This window comes from Caballeronia sp., assembly GCF_028292365.1.
GTDB lineage: Bacteria > Pseudomonadota > Gammaproteobacteria > Burkholderiales > Burkholderiaceae > Caballeronia.
Window position 1 is genome coordinate 1 of record NZ_JAQGMM010000274.1, and the last position, 21,395, is coordinate 21,395.

The following is a 21,395-nucleotide window of genomic DNA, read 5'->3' on the forward strand; positions in this document are numbered from 1 at the left end:
GGCTATCGAGATGGGCGAAGCCGATCGCGCCATCCTGCGGTGGTCCGAGATCGATGCAATGCGCCGCGCGGGGACATTCGAATTTCATAGCCACACGCACAGCCACGTGCGCTGGGATAAGGTTGCGCGTAGCCGTGAAGAGAAATGTGAGGCGTTGAGGCGCGACCTCCTCGCTACGCGTGCGGTGCACGAGATGCGCATGGGCGAAGCGTCTGACCACCTGTGCTGGCCTCAAGGCTTCTACGACGACGACTACCGGCAAGTCGCCCGCGAGACCGGTTTTAGATACTTCTACACGTGCGAGATGGGGCCCAACATTCGCGGGGAGAAAGAAGCCGGCGAACGATCGATTTATCGGCTGGAGGTGCGGGACCGGCCAGCGTCCTGGCTTGCATCAAGGTTGTGGGTGCATAGCCGGCCGGCCCTTAGCCGCGCTTATCTTGCACTAAAGCGATGACAGTTGATCCGTCGCTTCAATATCGCCCCGGCTGGGAATTGCTAGAATCGCGGCTCACACGCAACGTGGCCGCTCCTCATGAAAAATTACAGATGTCCGCCATCAGGCGTTTTATCGCTGGTGCTTGCCATCACGGTGCTTGGGTCGATACCGGTCCGCGCCGCTAGCGACCAAGTTGAAACAATCATCATGGTTCGGCACGGAGAGAAACCCGCCGACGGCCTCGGTCAGCTAAGTTGCCAGGGCCTGAACCGCGCGCTCGCGTTGCCTCGCGTCATCGAAAGCAAATATGGCAAACCAGACTTCATTTTTGCGCCTGATCCGGCCAAGCAAAAGAACGATAGCGGCACTAAGTACGACTATGTCCGCCCGCTAGCGACAATCGAACCGACTGCGATCTATTTTGGCCTGCCGGTGAATGCATCCATTGGATTTTCCAGGACTGACGACCTGCATGCGATCCTGCTGGCACCTCAATACAAAAGCAGCCTCGTGGTAGTCGCTTGGGAACATAAGATTATTGAGGCGCTTGCCCGCAAGATTGTCAGCGACGCAGGCGGCGAAGCGGCAAGCGTGCCTCATTGGGCGAGCGCGGATTACGACAGCATTTACGTGCTGCGTATTACGCGAACCGACGACAAGATCGACGCAGCCTTTAGCGTTGAACATGAGGGCCTGAACCATCGCTCAGTGACGTGTCCGGGCGCCTAGCCAGCACCCAAGCCAAGTAACGATCCAGGCGTGCCGGCTCAGATATTCAGGAACCCGAGAATCGACACACCGATCCCTGCCACACCCGCCATGCCGGCGACAACAAACAGCTTGCGACTGCCTGTGAGCGATGTAATGGCCGCTAGCGAAATAGCCACGTTGATCAATGCGAGCGCCTGACCGAACATGTGTTGCGGATGTTCCTTGCGTTCGGATTGCAGGTTGGCTTCTTCCACCTGCTTTTCCATATCGTGCGCCTTGGTCTGGATTTCTTTCTTTCGAAGCTCGTATTTGGCGATCTGGTCGCGGTAGTACGCCTGCTTCTCCGGACCGGACAATTCAGCGGCAAGCTCCATCAGATGCCCCTTGCTGGATTGCGCCTGATACAGATTCCATTCATCGCTGGTCTTGCTTTGCAACAGCACAGCGTCGTTCTTGAAGAGCAGGGACTGCGTTTGCAAGACCCCTTCTTCGTAGTGCAAGAGACCGGAGAGCGCCGCGAGAATGGCGGTGAATACAGCAACCCAGCGGGATAGCGGATCACCTGAATGCGCAGCATGCTCAACCGCATGTTCGTGAGGGGCACTTTCATTCGACATGGATCAGGTTTCCGACGTTAAGACTGGTTATTCGCGTGGCAGTGCGGGTTAGTGCCGGGTCCCGCAAGGCAAGGAGGAGTGCGCGGTCAAGGGATGTCCGGGATTATCGCGGCGCTTGGTGACGCGACAAAAATCGCTTGGGCGCCAAGGGCCGCTAAATAGGCTTATAGGTTCGCGACAAGGGTTATCTGAATGCCATCGCCGACTCCATGCATTTCAATATGCACGCTGAGCGGCTGGACATGCACACTAAGGATTAGAGGCTAAGGCGAGCAGCCGATCATGTTCGCGAAGGCGGACAAAACCGGCTGCCAAGCCATCATCGAATCACACGCTCACTTCGGTTGCTCGTCGTGATGCTCACCACCCCTGGCTGCTGGCGGATGCTGTTCAGGACGCGGTTCCGGACGCGCATGCGGGGGTTCCTCCCGATGCGCTTCCTGCTGGACAGGCGGACGAGCTGGCTGCGGCCTTTCCGCATGGGGAACCGGGGATATCGGAGCTGCCTGCGGCTCGACCGGACGCGCATGCTGCACTTCATGCTCTTCCGCACGAGGCGCGGCTTGCGGCACGGCGTGCTGTCGCGGAGCCTCTGGCGCATGCATGGCTTGCTCTTGTCGTGGTTCCTGCCGTGGTTCCTGCCGTGGCACTTGCGGCTCGTTCTGAACCGGACGCTCGGCATGGACTGCTGCGGGCTCGTGCTTTTCTCCGAGCGGCCGTGGCACTCCATTTTCAGTGGCTAAAGGCGCACGCTGCGGCATGGGTTCCGCGGGATGCGCACCCTGCGGCGGCCGCACTTCTTCGCGCGGACCATTCGCTGCCACGCTCCTGTCAGGCGCGCCTTGTGCTCCGGCAGGATGTGCCTGCTCCCGGTTCACCAGACGATAGCCTTGCGGCGATGGCGTCGCAGACGCACCCCGGGTCAACGGACGAACAAAGGCTGCCGGTACTGTCGTCCGCACGATCGGCTCACCCGCGCCGGCTACGCGCCCGCCGCTGCTGGCGAAGTGTTGTGCGAGCGTGTCCCTGTACGCTGCCGGAACAACCGGTGCGCGCGTAGCAACAACTTGCCGCTGCACGACCATCGCGGGAGCCCCGTTAGAAGCAGGCCGCAAGCCGCCCGTAAAGCTGCCGCGTACCGGTGCGATACCGGGCGTACCCGCCCCGACCTGCGCGCCGCCAATTTGTTGCGCCGTCAACCTGCGCGATGCTTGCGCCACTTGCTGGCCATGCACGAACGTGTCCGCCGGCACGGCCGTAATCGCACCGGGAACACGCTGATTGATGTAGGTGTTGTGAACGTTCGTGATGTTGTTGACGATGGTCGTGTTGTGCACATTCGTGATGTTCACGTTGTTGACCCGGTTGTAATAGCTCGGGCTATAACCCGAACCCGGATGCCACGGTTCGTGCGGACCCAATGCAAACCAGGCAACCCCTGCACCCACCGCGCCACCAACGGCCAGGTCGACGCCCCAGTGCGCGCCGCCTCCACCGCCTCCGCCACCCACGAATGCCACCAGCGCCGGCGCATACACCGGTTGCGTGACGACCACTGGCCCCGGCACCCACGCCCAGGCATTACCCAGATACGCCCATCGTCCATAGTGGAAAGGTGCGAAGCCCCAGGGGGCATCGTCTATCCAGGTCCAGCCCCATGGCGCAATCCACGTCCAATGGCCTTGGTGATAAGGCGCCCATTGCGCGGTTACCGCCACGGTCGGAACCCAGACTTCACCGTAGTTCGGGTCACTGCGCCATGTGCCGTTAGCATCCAGGTCCTCGTAACCCGGAATCTCTCGCGATACATATCGTGCGGAGGCCGAAGCATCTTCGGCGCGGTCGCGACCCGCTACCCATTGGTCGAAGGTATCGGGAGCGGGCGCTGATCCGGCTGCCTGTTGCTGAAGATTCACCCCCGTGAACGTGATCTGCTGGCCCGCAGTCATCTGCAGTGCACCACCGTCGCCATAGAGGTTGGCGGTGCCGCTTCGCAGCGTCACTGTGGTCGAGTTACCGTCAGGCGCAACGTCTACCCGAAATTCGCCGGGACTCACTGCCTGCATGGCGACGTTCGGTGTATCTATTTCGACGGTCTGCCCTGAGGGCAGTGCCCTCAGCCGCGTGGAGAGTGTCCCTTGCGTGACTTTCAACTGCAGGTTCTTGTCGTCTATATCGACAATGCTCAAGGCCGTCTGTTGACCCAGCCGCAGCGCAGTCGAGCCAACATGCAGCTCGCCTCGCGCGCCACTGTCTGCCCACAACTGATCGCCGGTGGTGAGAGGACGATTCAATTCGGCATACGACCAGTCGGTCGCACCGGCGGGTTCCATGGTCACGCTGCCGTCGAAGTAGTTAAGACGGGCGACGCGGCCTGGAGGATCAATGGCAGATGCTGTCAACGCTGTAGGTGACGGGACCGATTGAGCCCATCCCGGCATGGGGACCACCGCTAACAATGCAACGGCAGAAAGTACGGCTGCATGGGTTCGGCGCAAGCTTACCTTCATGGGGGCAATCTCCGGTAGATTTCAGTTTGTCAGGTTAGCTTCGACCTAAGACACGCACTGTCTAACGCAGGTTTGCCACCCGTGGATGACACACTTCACATTACATACATTCCGTTGCAAACGGTGACGTGACATTTACAAAGAACGCGTGCCGAACTTAAGGCGCCAAGACTATTAAGAACAGATCAGCCGGATTGCTAAAGCCCTTTATTGTTATTTGTAAGGGAAACATGCGCAACCGGTCGCTCGCTGGCCTAATGCTTATACAGCGTTAAACCTGCCATGCAAAATCCCGGTGAGTATTTGTTGTGTTCAGGTCCTTGGCGGATCTGGCCGCTAAGCAGAGCCGAAAAGGTTTGCGGGCGCACTCATTGTTTAGTGCGCGTCTTTAACTTCCCGCTTCTTCGAGTAGCGCGGTTAGACACGCGCTTTTATAATTCGACGAGTCAGCAACACCACTAACGCAGGCGCTACGGCGAAGCTTGCGAACAACCACGCAGAGGCCGATTGCGCGCCAGCCACACCACCGGGACTTAGCAGCCCCGCTGCATTGGCGATCAGTCCCGCGACGGCCGCACCTGTCGCCATGCCATAGAGCTGCACTGTGGTGATTGCGGCCGATGCAGTCCCGCCCTCTCCCGGCGGCGCCAATGTCAAAACGCGCGTCAACAAATGTGGCCAACAGAGTCCCACCCCGGCACCGACACCGGCTAGTGCAAGGCCGCATAGCAGCGTGCGCATGCCCACGGGCAACTCGGCGCCAAGCGGCATCAAGATGGATAAGATAAGTAAGCTTAGCGTGCTCAGTGCAGGACCAGCATGCAGCAAACGCGCTACCCCACGCCCCTCGTGACCTGAAGACAGCAATGAGCCAAGGCTCCATCCACCTGCCATGGCGGCTGCCAGATAACCCGCTGCTAGCGGCGTGTGGCCGTGCAGCGTTTGCAGGAAATAGGGCACGAAGATTTCCGTGGTCGTACCGACCAGCAACAACGCAACGCTCGCATAGACGGCGCCCAGCGCCGTGCCAAGAGCCGTCGCGCCCTTGGGCAACAACCGCACTGTCGTCCGCCGTTCCCACGCAATAGCCGCTGCGCCAAGCATCAATCCTGCCGCGATACCCACTGCTTGCCAGACAAGCGATGTCGATAAACTGCCTGCCGCGATCGCCATGACCGAGCTTGCCAGCAATGCGATCTGCGGGCCAGGAATGCGAGCCGCGCTGTCCGCGGGCGGCGCTTTCGCGTGAGGTTTCAAACGCGTCGCTACCAGCAGCGCTTGCAGAACGCATAGCGGCAACAGCGTCCAGAAGGCCCATCGCCAATGTCCTGCTTCGGCAAACAAGCCCCCCAACGCAGGTCCGCAAAGCGTCGCCACGCCCCACATTCCCGATACCAGTGCCACGGCGCGCGGCCACAGCGGCGGCGCAAACACGACCCGGATCAGCGCATAGCTCAAGGCGCCGATCGTACCGCCGCCCAGCCCTTGCACGCTGCGTCCGGCCAGCATCCAGGGCATGGCCGTAGCCGCGGCGCACATAGCCGACCCCAGCGCGAATATGACCAGCGCCGCGAGATACGCGCCGCGCGGACCTAACGCTGCCAGAACCCGCACGGACAACGCAGCACCGATGATGGAGGCCACCTCGAACAAGGTTGTGTTCCAGGCATAAAAGTCGAGTCCACCGATGTCCTGCACCACCGATGGCAACACGGTCGAGACAACATGCACGTTGACCGCGTAAAGCGCTACGCCACCGGTCAGGGCCAACGCAAGGACACCGTTCGCGCCTCGCAGCAAGTCGCTCCAGGCAGCTGTGCCCGGCTGAACTGCGGCCGGTTGATCAGTGGTGCGGGTGGTATCGGCAACAGGCATGGGCTTTCCTTGAACTCGACAGCAAGGCCTCTTCGGCCTAATATCAAAACATTGGCTTGCATATTAGGTGGGTGCAGCAATTTACACAAGGATTAACTTGGATAACTCAAGCGTACAGTCGACCGCGGACCGCATCCTGTTTTTCATCAAGACGAAGGGTCCCGCGTCTACCGCGACCCTTGCGCAAGCTTTCGACATGACCCCCGAGGCCGCCCGCCAGCAGGTGCAGAAGCTTGCAGCAGCGGCCTTGATCGAAGGCCAGCAGGAGCCCATAGCGGGCGTGGGGAGGCCGCGTCAGAACTGGGCTCTGACGGAAGTTGGCAACCGCCGGTTCCCGGACACACATGCGCAACTGACCGTGCAGTTGATCGGGTCGATCCGGCAGATATTCGGCGAAGACGGCATGGACCGCCTGATCGCGCAGCGTGAGGTGGATTCGCGGGCGCTCTATGCTGCCGCGCGCGCCGGCAGGACGTTGCCGGAACGGCTGAAACGGCTTGCGGCGCTACGCACCGACGAGGGTTACATGGCGCGGGTGGAACGCGACGGCCATGACTGGTTGCTGATTGAAGACCACTGTCCGATCTGCGCCGCCGCACGCACCTGTCAGGGGTTTTGCCGCTCGGAATTGCGCTTGTTTCAGGAGGTGGCAGGAGACGACGCCACCGCCACGCGCGAGCAGCATCTTCTCGCCGGTGCGCACCGATGCGTTTATCGAATTGTCCCGAATCGATATGCTCAGGATCACTGATCTTTCGCATAACCGCGCCACCTGATACAGACGGCGCGCGTTTGCGCTTATTTGTTCATTTGTAGAGCACCTGTCGCTTCAGGTCCTTGGAGATAGCACCCGCAATACCGGCCCACTCTGCCAGCTTGGCGCCGCTTCAGCCACGGACCTGGTATGCATCGGCTCAATCTATGATGTGCAAGCTTTGCTCAATGTTTGCTTGATTTTTTGCCTAACGCTCAGGGAACCGCATGAGACCAGCGCTTCTATTTGCCTTTCTATGCAGCGTCGCATTCGGCCTGACAATCCCTCACAACGTCAGTGCTCAAGCCATCAACGCGCCAGCGAGAATCTCCGCGCTTATCCCTGATATGCGAAGCCCGGCCGAACCCCGTGGATCAATAGTCGTGACCGGCTACGATCCAGACCGCATGACTGGCCCAGGCAAGCCGGTCCGGGCCACGCCGGACCAGCAGTTCGACATTCAAACGACATCCGGCAACGGCACCATTCCCGTATATTCGACCATTCCGCTGAATGCCAACGCTGCGGCTATAACGCGCGTTGTCATCGTCGTGCATGGCGAAAGCCGTAACGCGAAATCGAACTGGTCCTCGACCATTGAAGCAGCGAGGATGGCTGCGGTGAGCGGAACAACCTTGATCGTCGGCCCTCAGTTCCTGGTACCGCAAGACATTGCTGCCCAAGGGCTACCTGCCACTGCGTTGCGCTGGAAGTTGCATGACTGGTCGCGCGGCTGGCCGGCGGTATCGCCCGTCCCTGTCAGCGGATTCGAGGTACTTGATCATCTACTCGACCACTTTGCGGACCGGACGCGGTACCCGGACTTGCGCACCGTTGTACTCGCTGGCCACTCGGCGGGCGCGCAACTCGTGCAACGATACGCAGCCGTTGGACACGGCGAACAAGCATTGACCGCACTAGGAATACACACCCGTTATGTGGTGGTGGAGCCTAGTAGTTTTCTCTATTTCGACGACCTACGGCCAACCGCTGCAGGGGGCTTCAAAGTGGTGGGTAAGGATATCTGTCCCGGCGCCACGCTGTGGCGTTATAGCCTGGATAACGCACCGCCTTACGTAAGCGGTCAATCCGCGCAAGCTATTGAGGCGGCGTACGCAGCGCGCGACGTCGTCTACCTTGCAGGAACCGCGGACAACGACCCGGAACACGGCGAACTGGACCGCTCTTGCGGGGGTGAACTGCAAGGATCCAACCGCCTTGGCCGCAGCGTTTCCTATATGAACTACATGCGCATGCGGCACCCAACGAATTTGCATCAAAGTCTTGTGCTGGTGCCGGGCGCAGATCACGATTCGAAACACGTTCTGGCAAATAGCTGCAGCTTGCCGGTGCTCTTTTCCGACAGCCACGAATTCCCGTGTGCATCCAGTCCCTGACGGGAATCGCTAGCGGGATGAAGGCTAGGCGATGAAACGCTAGCTCGGCACCGCTCAAGCGCGGGTTACGCCGCGTTGACGTGCGTTCAAAAGTCCTTATGCTGACTTCAGCGCCCAGCCTCGGGAAGGCAACCATGAAGAACACCCTTGAATCTACGAGTGCCGACAATATTCGCCGGCACCAATCGACCCTGATCGCGGAAATCGCGATCGCGTTCCCTGTGACCATCGCTTCGTGGCTTGGCACCTACTACTTCATGCCAGCGCTTGGCGGGATGGAGGAGCCGCTCGCCCGATTCGTGATCGCCCTGAAATGCTGCTGCATGGCGATCCTTTTCTGCTTCCTCACGGGCATTGAAGCGGTCGCACATGAACGCTTGCGCTCGCCAGCAATCGATCCATTGTCGGGCTATGAAACGCGCCGCTTGACGATCAACTTGCGCTATCTGCAGAACACGCTCGAACAACTGGTCCTGTTTGTTCCCGGACTTTTCGCGTTGGCATTCTACTGCGCCGATGGACACTCAATGCGCGCAGTTATCGCAACCACCGTGGTCTGGATCGTTACACGTTTCGCTTTCTGGATCGGATACCACTATGGGTCACAGCATCGCGCAATAGGCGCCCCCGGCATGATGCAGAGCATGCTGGTCCTCCTGTATGTGTGCGCGAGGATTGGCTATGACGCTGCCGGCCCTGCCGGCGCTATTGTTCCGCTGATCGTCTTTGCTTGCGTGGAAGCTGTGCTTGTGCGGGTAACAAAACCGGTTGGTGCTTGAGCAAGTGCAGCGGTAACTTAGGTAAAGCCACGCTCGAGGAGCTCGTGCAACGGCTTGCCATCAGACAGTGCGAGCGAGATCATGATCGCCAACTCGCCCTCACCCATCGTTAGAAGGAACGGCCAGATGTTTTCACATGTTCACGTAGGCGTCACCGACTTCCCTCGTGCTTTCCGTTTCTACTCGCCGATCATGGAAGTGCTAAGGCTGCCATTAAAATTCCGCGACGATGACAAACCCTGGGCCGGATGGGTCGCGGCCGACGCGCCACGCCCGGTGTTCCTGATTGGTCCACCAGTCGATGGAAACACTGCCAACCCCGGCAACGGACAGATGATTGCCCTTCTTGCACACGACCGCGACACCGTCGATCGCTGCCACGCCATCGCACTGGCGAACGGAGGCACGTGCAACGGGCCGCCGGGCTTGCGACCGCACTATCACCCGCATTACTACGGTGCTTACTTTCGTGACCCGGACGGAAACAAGATCTGCGTGTGCTGCCACGACCCTGCTTAAGCGGGATATTGATTCGCGCGAGTTGTGTAGGGGATCGTTCAGCAAATGTCAGATAGGCTCAGGCCACCGATAACCCAGCACCGACGCTAACGGATAGTCAAGCTCACGTACTTCCCCAAGCTGATTACCGCCGAAGAGATAAATGGCTTCTGCATCGTGGCGTAGATAAAAGCCGACGTGCCCCTTCCAGCTAGCGGGATCGTCACGGGACAAGATAACGACGCAACCATAAGCGGGGCCGTGCAGTATTCGGCCCCACTCGAGCCAGGAACGCGCCAGCGCGGATCCTGTGCCACGCTGGCCGGTATTAGCAAGACACCAGTTCAGGAACGACGAGCACCATGAGATTTTGTCGTCGTAGCCCACCAGATTGGTGTGCGCGTTGTATTCGCCAATACGCGGATTGCTCTCTCCTGGCCCAAACCGCCGGACCCCACGCTCAGCGAACGCAAGGGACAACCATGCGGGTTCATCTATTTCACTAGTCATACCTACGATCATTCTCCGCCGTATGCCGGACTCAAGGGATTACTGCAATGCGTTCTTCCTGAACCGGCCCATTCGCGTTCTAACTACCTCTCTGCGACACATTCTGCCGCATCGATCCGCCGCCCACGCTTTGCCCCGCGTCACGGGCGACTTTGAAGTAGCCCCATACGGAGAGCAACGTCAACAAGCCGGCGAACAGAAACGCGAGCCGGAAATCGTCGAGCGTGAAATGCATGTCTCCCGCACTAGCCGTCTCGCCGTTAAGCAGCGCGGCGGCCCGCAAGGCGACGGCGCCATAGGCAATGCCCAGCCCAATTGTCATTTGTGCAGCCGCACTCCATAGCGTGCTCGCGGCGCTCATTTGCGGGGCACCGACGTCTGCGTAAGCGAGGGTCGCCAACAACGAAAATTGCATGGAACGCGCCACGCCATAGACGAATACCACGATCAGGACCCACGCAAGCGGTGACAAAGGCGTGAGGAGGCCGCATATGATCGTAAAGATGCCCGCTGTCGCCACGGCGACTATCGAGACATATCTGAAGCCGAAACGCCGCAGAATCCGTGTGGTCAGCGCTTTCATTCCGAGGTTGCCAAGCGCACTGGCAAGCAGCAACAAGCCCGACTTGAATGCAGAAAGACCAAAACCGATCTGGAACAGCAACGGCATTAAATACGGCACGGCGCCAATGCCGATGCGCGTAAACGAACCGGTCAGGACGGTTACCGAATAGGTGGGGATTTTCAGCGTCGAAAAGTCGATCAGCGGATGCGGATGACCCGCTGCATAGCGCACCGCGGCAAAGCCAAGCAGGAGGCCGGCCAGGACTATGCCCCCGGCAATCCATGGATTGCTGTCGGGCTGGCTGGCCAGTTCGGCGCCGTAAAGAATGGCGGTCAAGGCTGCGCCGCTAAGCACCAGGCCCACGCCATCCAAAGGCTTGCGCTCGGCGCCGCGCAGGTTTGGCACAAGCATCGCGACGGCTACCAGCGCACAGATTCCGAACGGCACGTTCAAGAGGAAAATCCAGCGCCATGACGCGTATGTGGTGATGAAACCCCCAATGGGTGGGCCGACAACCGGCGCGGCAATAGCAGGCCAGGTGATGGTGGAGATAGCTTGCATGAGCCGGCTTTTCTCTGTACTGCGGACCACGATCAGTCGCCCTACCGGGACCATCATTGCGCCGCCCGCGCCCTGTAGTAAACGCGCTGCCGTAAACTCCGTGACCGAGTTCGATAAGCCGCATAACACCGAGGCAATCACGAACACGACGATCGCGCTAAAGAACACCGTGCGTGAACCCACGCGATCAGCCACCCAACCGCTTACCGGAATGAAAATCGCCAGTGCGAGCATGTAGGCGGTCATCCCGATACTTAGCGCATTAGGGCCGACGCCGAACGAATGGGCCATCTGCGGCAACGCGGTCGCGATGACGGTGGTATCCAGATACTCCATGAAGAACGTTCCCGCGACTATGTAAGGCAGCCAGCGAGCAGCAGAGGAAGTTGGCAACGAACTGTTGCTCATCGATATTCCCAGGTTGAGCGGCGACGTCGCTTTGGGCGACACGCGAAAAGTTGAGATTGGCGCTAGTGCAGCGCCGATAGATCTAGCGATTACCTATGGCCTGCGCAAGATTCGCGGTCGATTACCTATTAACCCGCTTGTCATTATCGCGTAACAACTAACTCCGTGTCATGGGTCATGCACCTTGATCAACTAGCCGGCATCAAACCGAATTGACGCTTGCATGATCGAAAGCCTGGCGGTGCGCCTTCGTAATTTCATGTCGCACCGCACGATTGCCGCGTCTTGACAGAGAGGGCCGGCATGAAGAATTATGTGTCCATAAATTGAATAATTAATCCACAATATGGACAAGGAGCTAGCTCATGGCAGAGGCTAAACCCGCGGCAGACGCAATGACGCCGTATCAGCTTCCATTCCCTAAAGAGGCGGCTAAGGAGATCGTGGTTGAATCGGCGATCCCCAAGGACGAACGCCTTTGGGTCCCTCAAGCCGAGAACGTCTGGTTCCGCCCCCTGTGCCTCAATGTTTCATCCGGGTACTGGATGAATCTGCTGCGCGTGCGCAAATCCGGCGTGCTAAGCCGGCACCGGCATCCGCAAGCGGTGCACGGCATGGTGCTCAAGGGTCGCTGGCGTTATTTGGAACATGATTGGGAAGCCACCGAGGGGAGCTATGTTTTCGAGCCACCGGGTGAAACGCACACACTCTATGTGCCTGAAGACGTGGAAGAGATGATCACCTACTTCCAGGTTAATGGCGTGATGTTCTATTGCGATCCGTATGGCAACTACACCGGCTACGAAGACGTTTTCACCAAGGTCGACATGTGCCGCAAGCACTTTTCTTCGGTAGGGCTGGGAGAAGATTTCGTCGACCAGTTCATCCGTTAAACCGGTGCAAGACCTACTCCCCGAAGTACCTTCCACGCAGACTCTCAACGAGCACCGGAGGAGACACCATGTTGCAGAAGTCACCGCGCCTCAAGCGCATCCAGGTGGTCGCAATCACGTTCCTGACACTGGCCGGGATTGTTAATTACCTCGACCGGAGCACACTTTCCATAGCGAATCATTCGGTTAGCCAGGAACTTGGATTGTCCGCATCGCAGATGGGCTTGCTGCTGTCAGCCTTCTCATTCGCCTATGCGTTTTCGCAGTTACCCATCGGCATTCTGCTTGATCGCTTCGGCGCGCGTTTGATGCTAGGTCTGGGCATGTTCCTGTGGTCGGCCGCGCAATTGTGCGGTGGTCTTGTGACAAGCCTCTCGCAGTTCCTGGTCGCGCGCGTTGCGCTTGGTCTTGGCGAGGCGCCGAATTTTCCCGCCGGTGCAAAGGTGGTCAGCGAATGGTTCGGCGTGCATGAGCGCGGCCGCCCAACAGGCATCTTCATCACGTCATCGACCATCGGACCCGCTCTTGCACCGCCCGTCCTGACGGTGCTCCTGCTGGCCTTCGGCTGGCGCACCATGTTCATCGTCATGGGCGTGCTTGGCATTGCGGTGTCGATTGGCTGGTACCTCGTGTACCGTGATCGCCGCAACATCTCCCTCGATTCTGAGGAGGTCGCATTCTTGACCGAAGGAGAACCGGAGCAGCGCGCCGAACGCCGCATGACGATGCGTGAATGGCGAGGGTTGTTCCGCAAATCGACCACATGGGGCATGATCTTCGGCAACATGGGCGTGATCTACATGGTATGGCTTTATCTCACCTGGCTGCCCGCGTACCTCGAGCATGAACGTCACGTAACCATTGCGCATACGGGCTGGCTCGTGTCAGTTCCCTACCTCTTCGGCACGCTTGGGATGCTGTCCAGCGGTTTCGTAGCCGATGGCCTGATGGCGCGCGGCATGGCGCCCATGAGAAGCCGTAAGTGGCCGATCTGCGTCGGCTTGCTGGGCGCTGCGCTCTTCACGGTACCGGCGGCGTTCACCCCGAACCTGACGCTTGCAATGATCTATCTTTCTGCCGCCATGTACTTCGTTAACATGGCGAGTGGCGCGTGCTGGGCACTGGCGACCGTCGCCGCGCCTCGTCACATGGTGGCATCGCTAGGCAGCATTCAAAACTTCGGCGGCTATTTCGGCGGTTCATTTGCCCCGTTCATTACCGGTATCGTCGTGGATAAAACGCACTCCTTCATCAACGCGTTCCTGATCAGCGCGGGCATCGCATTCGCCGCGGCGCTGGTTTATATATTCGTAGTACGGACGAAAATAGAAGATACCGAAACCGTCGTTGCAACCATTCCTTTATCCGACCTTCCTTGACGGCCATGACTTTCCAGACTGATCTTTTCAAGGGCAAGACCGCCGTTGTTACCGGGGGCACGCAAGGCATTGGTGCGGGCATCGCTCAGTGCTTCGCCGCGCTCGGCGCGCGTGTCCTCGCTGCGGGCATCGGACCGACCGATGCTCAACGTAAGGCACTGGGCCCCGCAATAGAAGTCGTCGAGCTAGACGTCAGCGACGACGCGAGCGTAGCATCGCTGATGGCGCGGGCCGACGCCATCGACATGCTCGTCAATTGCGCGGGCATGATCCGGCGTGGCGATGAACTGGCTATTGACGTATTCGAGCGCGTGATCGCTGTCAATCTTGGCGGCACAATGCGTGTCTGCGCCGCGGCACGCGAACGGTTGAAGGCTAGCGAGGGATCAATTGTCAATACGGCGTCGATGCTGAGCTTTTTCGGCGGCGGTCTTGTTCCCGCTTACAGTGCAAGCAAGGGCGGTGTGGTGCAGTTGACCAAGTCGCTGGCCATCGCTTATGCAGCCGATAACATTCGCGTCAACGCGGTCGCGCCGGGCTGGATTGCTACGCCGCTTACGCAGGCTCTGCAGGATAGCGACGATCGTTCGCAAGCGATCCTTGATCGAACGCCAATGAAACGATGGGGCCAGCCGAATGATGTCGCGCAGGTCGTGGCGTTCCTTTGCTCGCCAGCAGCGGCGTTCATGACGGGGGCGGTGGTCCCGGTTGATGGGGGTTATTTGGTTGTTTAGACGGTTTTCGTTCGCACTTGAGGTAGGGGCGCAGGAACCTGGCCAACCCGGCATCAACCCCGATCACTAACACTGAAACCAGCACCTCAAAACGCCATGCCAAAACCACTTAAGCCCGCTATTGGCCACGGCAACGCCCAGCCCCAGCCAACCGGCACCGCCGCGTTCTCCAAGTTCCTCGTAATACTTCAGTGCATCGCAGACGCACCGGTACCCCCCGGCATCGCCCAGCTTACCGCTGCGTCGAACTATCCCCGACCAACGGTCTACCGCATTGTCGGAGCCTTGATCGCCGAAGGCTTGGTGGTCGAAACGCCACGCGGGGGCAGTTATTCGCTAGGTCCTCGTTTGTTATCCCTGGCCAGCCGGAGCTGGGAGCGCTCGGACCTGCGCGTGGCCGCCAGCGAGGCGCTGCAGACCTTGCGCGACCTTACCCAGGAAACCGTTCACCTGGCAGTGCGCAGCGGTTCCGAAATGGTTTACATCGAAAAGCTGGAAAGTCCGCATGCCGTGCGCATGGCGTCGCGAATAGGAACACGTGTCACGCTGTATTCAAGCTCCGTCGGCAAAGCCTATTTGTCTTCGCTCAAGCGTCCGGATCGCGACGCACTACTTGCCACCTTGAACTTCGAGCGCTTTACGCCGAATACGATCATCGAACGCACCGCACTCGATGCCGAGCTAGATTCGACCCGAGCGCGCGGTTATGCGGAAGATCGTGAAGAAAACGAGGAGCAGATTTTTTGCTACGGTAGCGCAATCCTGGGAGCAAATGGCGAACCGATCGCATGCGTCAGCATCAGCATTCCCCTATATAGGAAAAGCACGACGCCGATGAAAACCTACATCGCGCCATTGAAGGACGCTTGCCGCGCGATCACCGAAGGAGTCGACCCCGGATCGCGTTAAGTGCGAGGCGATCGAGTAAAGTCATTCATCGACTGGCACGATATCATCCAATCGAATCTCTCTCCTCAAACGGACACCCCATGATCACTTGCTACCTTCGTTACATTGTCAACTCGTCGAAACTCCAAGAATTCGAGGCCTACGGCAAGATGTGGATTCCGTTGGTCGAGAAATTCGGTGGCCAGCATCACGGCTATTTCCTGCCGTCGGAGGGTGCGAACAATGTTGCGCTAGCGCTGTTCTCGTTTCCGAGCCTGTCAACGTACGAAGGCTACCGTGAACAATCGCAGCTTGACCCGGAATGCCAGGCCGCATTCAAATATGCCGAAGAAACGCAATGCATCGTCAGCTACGAACGCAGCTTCTTTCGTCCCGTCTTTAGTTAACCGAGAACTGGTTAACCGAGAACGGAAAATTAAAAATGCCGGGAGGGCACCCCGGCATATCAAAGTCTCGCGCCAAGCGCACCGCGCTAAGTCGCGGCCTTCCGGCTCATCAAGCCAACGGCCGCGTTCATTCGCTTAGCAGCTCACTTAGCAATTCACTCAGAAGCGGGTACGCAAGCCAATGGTTGCAGCAACCTGGCTATTGGTCGACGAGGCGGTCAAGCCGTTGATGTCGGCCGTCAGGCCCGAATCACCCGTACCGTTCACGTGCTGATACACGCCTTGCAGATACACGTCAGTACGCTTGGACAGCGCGTACGCCGTCTGCAGGGTCACCTGGTTGTATCTCGGGCTTACCCCATCCAGGCTGGCATCGGTGAACGTGTAGGCGCCCGACAGCGTCCACGCAGGCGTGAAATTGTAGCGGCCGTTCACCTCATAGTTGGTGAAGCGCGCGCTGCCACCCGCCAGGGCAATGCCGTTTGTCGTACCGGAGGCGGATGCGCCAATACCCGTCAGGTTGTTCAACTGAGTCTGCGAGAACACGAAGCCGACATTTGCTGCGCCGAACGCGTAGTTGACGCCCCCGCCGTAGGTGCGTTGACGGCCCGCTGCGAACGTAGCGTCAGCGGTCACGGCGCCCGACGAGTTCAACGTGGAGCCCGCGCTGTTGAGCTGCATGTAGCTGGCCGCGGCGGACAAAGGACCATAGTTATATGACACGCCAAGGCTGTATGCCCGGTTGTCCGAGAAACCACCCGCGTCGTTCGAGAAGCCATACAGGCCGCCGAACTTGAAGCCGCCGTAGTTGACGCTCTGGTACTTGACCGAGTTGTTGATGCGGAACGAATTGTCGAGGTTATCGTTATCGAACGGGTGAGCGGCCTGCGTGCCGCCGAACTGCGTGCCCGTCAGTGCGAGCGGGGCGACATAGTCGACCATTGAATCGTACTGGCGGCCGAGGGTAATGGCGCCGGCCTGGTCACTCGACAAACCAACGAACGCCTGACGGCCGAACTCCAGGCCGTTCTGGCCCAACTTGCCATTGTCGATATTAAAACCGTTTTCTAACGTGAAGATGGCCTTGAGACCACCACCCAGGTCTTCGGAGCCACGCAGGCCCCAACGGCTGCCGTTGACCTGACCGCTGGTCGCCTGGACGTTTTTGCTGCCGCCCTGGTTGTTTGTGTAGGTGATGCCCGCGTCGATCAGGCCATAGAGGGTCACGCTGTTCTGAGCGTGTGCCGCTCCGGCGAAGGTGCCGAAGACACCGAGAGCAAGAAGGGATTTCTTCATTTCAAATTCTCCGAAAATACGATTGAGCGACGCGGTCTGCATGGCCCTTTGCCAAGGGCTGCAAACACCGCGATCCCGTCAGATAAACGTGCATCGCTGCGCGTACTGATCGACGTCGCCGTGCGTCGATCAGACGGGCACCATTAAACAGCAGCGTTTTGCGAGAGCTGTTGGAAGCGGACAACAGGCATGGTTACCAAGCGTTGCGCCTGGCCAAAACCGTAATGCAATGGTTTGTGTCCAACAGGGCGCTTAAGGGAATGCCGTGGGCCGGCAAAGCGTTCCCCGGAAAGGTATGCGCGGATGCTCCCGTGCAAGCTCCGGCAAGACGCAGGGTGTAAGCAATTGTCCGACGCGTACCTTGCGGTCATGAAGGGGAACATTCTGGAACAATTTGATGACACATAAAACGCGGCTAGGCGGCGCTCAATGCAAGGGGAGAAAACGGCATCGCTGCATTAATGCGCGCTGGCGTTCGTAGTGTTCGACAGCATAGTCGTTCTATAGTTAAACCATCATGAAGCGTAAACAAGTGATCGCCCTAAAGGCGTTGACGCCATCGCTCGATAGTTGAGCAGGTTGCGCTAATTCCTCACCAGGTATTTCACTGTGTCTCTCAGCACGAACTCTGTATTTGTCACGAGTGCCCCCTTAAGCTCCTTTCTCGCGTGAGAAAGATAGTGCGGCGCTTGCGGCAAAGCTGATCGGAGGCTTTAGCCACAAGCCTGACCGGCCAGTCCACATACCGCGCCTCTTCGCGCAGCCCCGGCGATCAACCGATGCACACCCTATTTCAAGTGAGAAATACGGTAATGAAGCGGTAACGCACCGCGTCATATAGCGAGCTACTTTAGTGACTCGTCTAGCGACTTGCACGCGAGGGCAGTCACCATGAAACACATTCTTTCTGCACAAGTTCTTGCAGCGGTTCTACGAGCCAGTTCAACGCCGTTGTTTTCGCAAATGCTCGTAGCGATGTCAGCGGGCCGGGAACGCGCAGCTTTTTTCCGTCATACAGGCGAAGACACGGCCGCCCTGCGGCGAAACAGCACCCGCTAACACCGGGGAATCTCCAACGTCCACTTGGGGATAAGGAACAGAAGTTTCCGCTCGTTTTTAGATCTGCGCGTAACCGAACCGCAAGGTAGCTAGCCTGTCACGAGGCCGCTGCCCGTCCTCTCAATACCTTACTCAATAAATAAGGATTACAAAATATGCCACTAGTGAAAGAAAAGATCAATACCCAGCGCAGCCCGGTTCGCGCAGAAGGGATAGAAAAGATAGAAAGGAATGACCTGCCCGAGTCCGTGCGGGTTGCTTCTATAGAACGTATCGAGCTGGAACCCGACGGTCAACATATGGTGGTGCATAGCGACCGGTCAACCCTGACGTTCCATTACTCGGTATTTCGCGAACTGCTCGCCGTGCTTCCCGCCGCGATCATGCAATCAGAGCGAATGCTTCAGCGAACGCCTCACATCAACTTTGCGATGGGCTGTGAAGGATGGGAGCTCGGCGCAATCGACAACGGCAAGAGTCTGGTCCTTACGTTCCGGCTTCAAGGCGGCGCCGACATTTCCTTTTGTCTTCCCCGGGAGCAAATCCCTCCCATGGTCGACGCGCTGATATCGGCGGCACGGCTGGTTCAAATTCCAGCGCACGCGAGCGGCCCCTTGCAATAACCGAATAACCGGCTAGTGCAACGAATTTCCTGAGCGGCCAGAAGACGCAAGTCCAGGCCAGCACGGCACCGATCACGTCCTATCACGTCTGATAAGACGCGCAAAAGCAGGGCAACTTATTCGGGCCGATATGCTCGTCAAGTACATCAAATGAAATTCAACTTCCGACCCTTCCGAATTTTCCGAACATCGCGCACCGCTCACTCAGCCGTTGCCATTGCATTGAACGTGTTCCTGGCTCCTTCCGTCTATGCAGCGACCAGCAGCTTTGTCATCAAGGACATACAGATCGAGGGCCTGAAGCGCATCGAGCCTAGCTCGGTCTTCGCCTACGTCCCGCTCAAACGAGGCGATGTCTTCTCGGACGACAAAGCGTCGGAAACCATTCGTGCCCTCTACGCAACCGGCTTCTTCGACGACGTCCAGGTCGAGACGCAAGGGAATGTGGTCATTGTGAAAGTACAGGAGCGCGCCGCGGTTTCGTCAATCGACTTTGCAGGAATTCACGAGTTCGACAAGGACAATCTCACCAAAGCATTGCACTCAGTCGGCCTGTCACAAGGCAGCACGTACGACAAAGCGCTCGTCAGCAAAGCCGAACAGGAACTGAAACGCCAATACCTGACACGCGGTTATTACGCCGCCGAGGTGACCACCACGGTCACGCCGATCGACCGCAACCGGGTATCCATTCTGTTCTCGGTAACCGAAGGTCCGAGCGCGAAGATTCGCCAGATCAACTTCATGGGCAATCAGGTTGCCAGCTCGTCGACGCTGCTCGACGAAATGCAGCTATCGACTCCAAACTGGTTCTCCTGGTACACGAAGAACGATCTCTACGCGAAAGATAAGCTAACGGGAGATCTGGAAAAGGTGCGCTCGTATTACCTGAACCGCGGCTATCTGGAGTTCAACATTGACTCCACGCAAGTGTCGATCTCGCCCGACAAGAAGGATATGTACCTGACCATCACTATTCACGAGGGCGAGCCGTACACCATTTCGAGCATCCGGCTGGGTGGCAACCTGCTTGATCGCAACGCCGAGCTGCAAAAACTTGTGTCGGTTCGCGCGGGCGAGCGTTTCTCGGCCGAAAAATTGCAAGCCACGACCCAGGGACTGGTAGACAAGCTGGGAGAGTATGGCTACGCGTTCGCACAGGTCAATGCCCAGCCGGAGATTGACCAGGTTCATCACACGGTTGCGTTGACATTGCAGGTCGATCCGGGGCGCCGCGTGTACGTGCGCCGCGTGAACATTGAGGGCAACACCCGGACGCGCGACGAAGTGATACGTCGTGAAATGCGCCAGATTGAAAGCTCCTGGTTCGACAGCAGCCGCCTGAAGCTCTCGAAGGAACGGATTGATCGGCTGGGCTACTTTACGAACACCGACGTCACCACCGTGCCGGTTCCGGACACCACCGACGAAGTCGACGTAAACGTGAAGGTGGAAGAGAAACCAACGGGCGCGATCACGCTGGGCGCAGGCTATGACTCAAGCGACAAGGTCGTTTTGTCCGCCGGGGTATCGCAGGACAACGTGTTCGGCTCTGGAACAACGCTCGCGTTAAACGTGAATACGGCGGCGACGTACCGGACCTTGTCGGTGACGCAAACCGATCCCTACTTTACGATCGATGGCATCAAGCGCATCACCGACATGTATTACAGGACCACCTACCCGCTTTACAACTTTAGCGACACAAGTTTTCGTATTACGTCGGTCGGCGCGGATATGAAGTTCGGCATACCGTTCTCCGAGTCGGACGTGGTCTATTTTGGCGCCGGCTTCGAGCAGGACCGGTTCAACACAGACTCGACCACCCCGCAAAGCTACCTGGACTATGTCGCCGAGTTCGGTCGCGTGGTGAACAACGTTCCGGTCACAGTGGGCTGGTCGCACGACGCACGCGACAGCGCGCTGATACCCAGCAAAGGCTATTTCCTCCAGGCCAACGGAGAGCTCGGAACACCGGCGGGAAATACCCAGTACTACAAATCAGATGTTCAGGCTCAATACTATTACACGCCCGCCCGGGGTTTCATTTTCGGCATGAACTTCCAGGCGGGCTACGGCCACGGCATAAGCGGCGACGCCTATCCAATCTTCAAGAATTACTATGCCGGCGGGATTGGCTCGGTGCGGGGCTACGAGTCCGGTTCGCTCGGACCGCGCGACGCTACGACCGGCGACCCTATCGGCGGGTCGAAAATGATCGTCGGCAATATAGAAATGACCTTCCCGTTGCCCGGCACGGGGTATGACCGGACCCTGCGCGTGTTTACTTTTGTCGACGGCGGCAACGTCTGGGGCAACGAGGGCGATAGCGTGGGCGCCAACGGCCTGCGGTACAGCTATGGTGCGGGACTTGAGTGGATCTCCCCGATCGGGCCGCTCAAGCTGGACTTCGGTTTGCCGATCGTGCGGCACGCGGGAGACCAATACCAGAAATTCCAATTCCAGATTGGCACATCGTTCTAACCCGTGCA

The 21,395-nt window shown here is 58.6% G+C and carries 18 protein-coding genes and 1 pseudogene; 13 read left to right on the forward strand and 6 right to left on the reverse strand.

What is annotated here, in order from left to right; all coding sequences use genetic code 11:
* Window positions 1-457: polysaccharide deacetylase family protein (locus tag JWR14_RS17105; protein ID WP_299708956.1), on the forward strand; the 457-nt coding region annotated here is incomplete at its 5' end.
* 78 nt (window positions 458-535) lie between these two features.
* Complete coding sequence (locus tag JWR14_RS17110) at window positions 536-1,168, forward strand: histidine phosphatase family protein (RefSeq protein ID WP_299708959.1); 633 nt, start codon at window positions 536-538, stop codon at window positions 1,166-1,168.
* Between the two features lie 38 nt (window positions 1,169-1,206).
* Here the strand turns inward: JWR14_RS17110 and JWR14_RS17115 are convergent, their stop codons facing one another.
* The 3 genes from JWR14_RS17115 to JWR14_RS17125 all read right to left on the reverse strand — a co-directional run bounded on the left by JWR14_RS17115 (window position 1,207) and on the right by JWR14_RS17125 (window position 6,152).
* Window positions 1,207-1,767 carry a DUF4337 domain-containing protein gene (locus JWR14_RS17115; RefSeq protein ID WP_299708962.1) on the reverse strand — a complete coding sequence of 187 codons (561 nt, stop codon included), beginning with the start codon at window positions 1,765-1,767 and terminating at the stop codon, window positions 1,207-1,209.
* A 335-nt stretch (window positions 1,768-2,102) separates the two neighbouring features.
* Entirely contained in the window at window positions 2,103-4,277 is a 2,175-nt protein-coding gene (locus JWR14_RS17120; protein ID WP_299708964.1) for a DUF6600 domain-containing protein, read from the reverse strand.
* 417 nt (window positions 4,278-4,694) lie between these two features.
* Window positions 4,695-6,152: an MFS transporter gene (locus JWR14_RS17125; RefSeq protein ID WP_299708969.1), complete on the reverse strand. Its 1,458-nt coding sequence runs from the start codon at window positions 6,150-6,152 to the stop codon at window positions 4,695-4,697.
* A gap of 97 nt (window positions 6,153-6,249) precedes the next feature.
* Between JWR14_RS17125 and JWR14_RS17130 the strand changes: the two genes are divergently transcribed.
* The 4 genes from JWR14_RS17130 to JWR14_RS17145 all read left to right on the forward strand — a co-directional run bounded on the left by JWR14_RS17130 (window position 6,250) and on the right by JWR14_RS17145 (window position 9,601).
* A complete protein-coding gene (locus JWR14_RS17130; protein ID WP_299708972.1) occupies window positions 6,250-6,903 on the forward strand; it encodes a transcriptional regulator in 654 nt (217 codons plus the stop codon).
* A gap of 386 nt (window positions 6,904-7,289) precedes the next feature.
* Complete coding sequence (locus JWR14_RS17135) at window positions 7,290-8,303, forward strand: alpha/beta fold hydrolase (protein WP_299708975.1); 1,014 nt, start codon at window positions 7,290-7,292, stop codon at window positions 8,301-8,303.
* Between the two features lie 134 nt (window positions 8,304-8,437).
* Window positions 8,438-9,082, forward strand: a complete 645-nt coding sequence (locus JWR14_RS17140) for an MAPEG family protein (RefSeq protein WP_299708978.1) — start codon at window positions 8,438-8,440, stop codon at window positions 9,080-9,082.
* Between the two features lie 126 nt (window positions 9,083-9,208).
* Window positions 9,209-9,601: a VOC family protein gene (locus JWR14_RS17145; RefSeq protein ID WP_299708981.1), complete on the forward strand. Its 393-nt coding sequence runs from the start codon at window positions 9,209-9,211 to the stop codon at window positions 9,599-9,601.
* A 48-nt stretch (window positions 9,602-9,649) separates the two neighbouring features.
* Here the strand turns inward: JWR14_RS17145 and JWR14_RS17150 are convergent, their stop codons facing one another.
* Both JWR14_RS17150 and JWR14_RS17155 read right to left on the reverse strand, forming a co-directional pair.
* A complete protein-coding gene (locus JWR14_RS17150) occupies window positions 9,650-10,090 on the reverse strand; it encodes a TIGR02594 family protein (RefSeq protein WP_299708984.1) in 441 nt (146 codons plus the stop codon).
* Window positions 10,091-10,169: 79 nt separating this feature from the next.
* Window positions 10,170-11,624, reverse strand: coding sequence for an MFS transporter (locus tag JWR14_RS17155; RefSeq protein WP_299708987.1), 1,455 nt, complete (start codon window positions 11,622-11,624; stop codon window positions 10,170-10,172).
* 365 nt (window positions 11,625-11,989) lie between these two features.
* Between JWR14_RS17155 and JWR14_RS17160 the strand changes: the two genes are divergently transcribed.
* The 5 genes from JWR14_RS17160 (at window position 11,990) to JWR14_RS17180 (ending at window position 15,925) form a co-directional block, all read left to right on the forward strand.
* A complete protein-coding gene (locus JWR14_RS17160) occupies window positions 11,990-12,517 on the forward strand; it encodes a 2,4'-dihydroxyacetophenone dioxygenase family protein (RefSeq protein WP_299708990.1) in 528 nt (175 codons plus the stop codon).
* Window positions 12,518-12,585: 68 nt separating this feature from the next.
* Entirely contained in the window at window positions 12,586-13,896 is a 1,311-nt protein-coding gene (locus tag JWR14_RS17165) for an MFS transporter (protein ID WP_299708993.1), read from the forward strand.
* Between the two features lie 5 nt (window positions 13,897-13,901).
* A complete protein-coding gene (locus JWR14_RS17170) occupies window positions 13,902-14,630 on the forward strand; it encodes an SDR family oxidoreductase (protein WP_299708996.1) in 729 nt (242 codons plus the stop codon).
* 96 nt (window positions 14,631-14,726) lie between these two features.
* Window positions 14,727-15,539, forward strand: a complete 813-nt coding sequence (locus JWR14_RS17175; protein ID WP_299708999.1) for an IclR family transcriptional regulator — start codon at window positions 14,727-14,729, stop codon at window positions 15,537-15,539.
* Between the two features lie 80 nt (window positions 15,540-15,619).
* Window positions 15,620-15,925 (forward strand): NIPSNAP family protein, encoded by a 306-nt coding sequence (locus JWR14_RS17180; protein ID WP_299709002.1) that lies wholly within the window; start codon window positions 15,620-15,622, stop codon window positions 15,923-15,925.
* Between the two features lie 159 nt (window positions 15,926-16,084).
* Here the strand turns inward: JWR14_RS17180 and JWR14_RS17185 are convergent, their stop codons facing one another.
* Window positions 16,085-17,221 (reverse strand): porin, encoded by a 1,137-nt coding sequence (locus tag JWR14_RS17185; RefSeq protein ID WP_299709007.1) that lies wholly within the window; start codon window positions 17,219-17,221, stop codon window positions 16,085-16,087.
* Window positions 17,222-18,435: 1,214 nt separating this feature from the next.
* On the opposite strand from JWR14_RS17185, the gene JWR14_RS17190 reads away from it, so the two are divergent.
* Complete coding sequence (locus JWR14_RS17190) at window positions 18,436-18,903, forward strand: hypothetical protein (protein ID WP_299709011.1); 468 nt, start codon at window positions 18,436-18,438, stop codon at window positions 18,901-18,903.
* A 243-nt stretch (window positions 18,904-19,146) separates the two neighbouring features.
* Window positions 19,147-21,387, forward strand: a pseudogene (gene bamA, locus JWR14_RS17195) (outer membrane protein assembly factor BamA); the annotation flags it as partial.
* Between the last annotated feature and the right edge of the window lie 8 nt (window positions 21,388-21,395).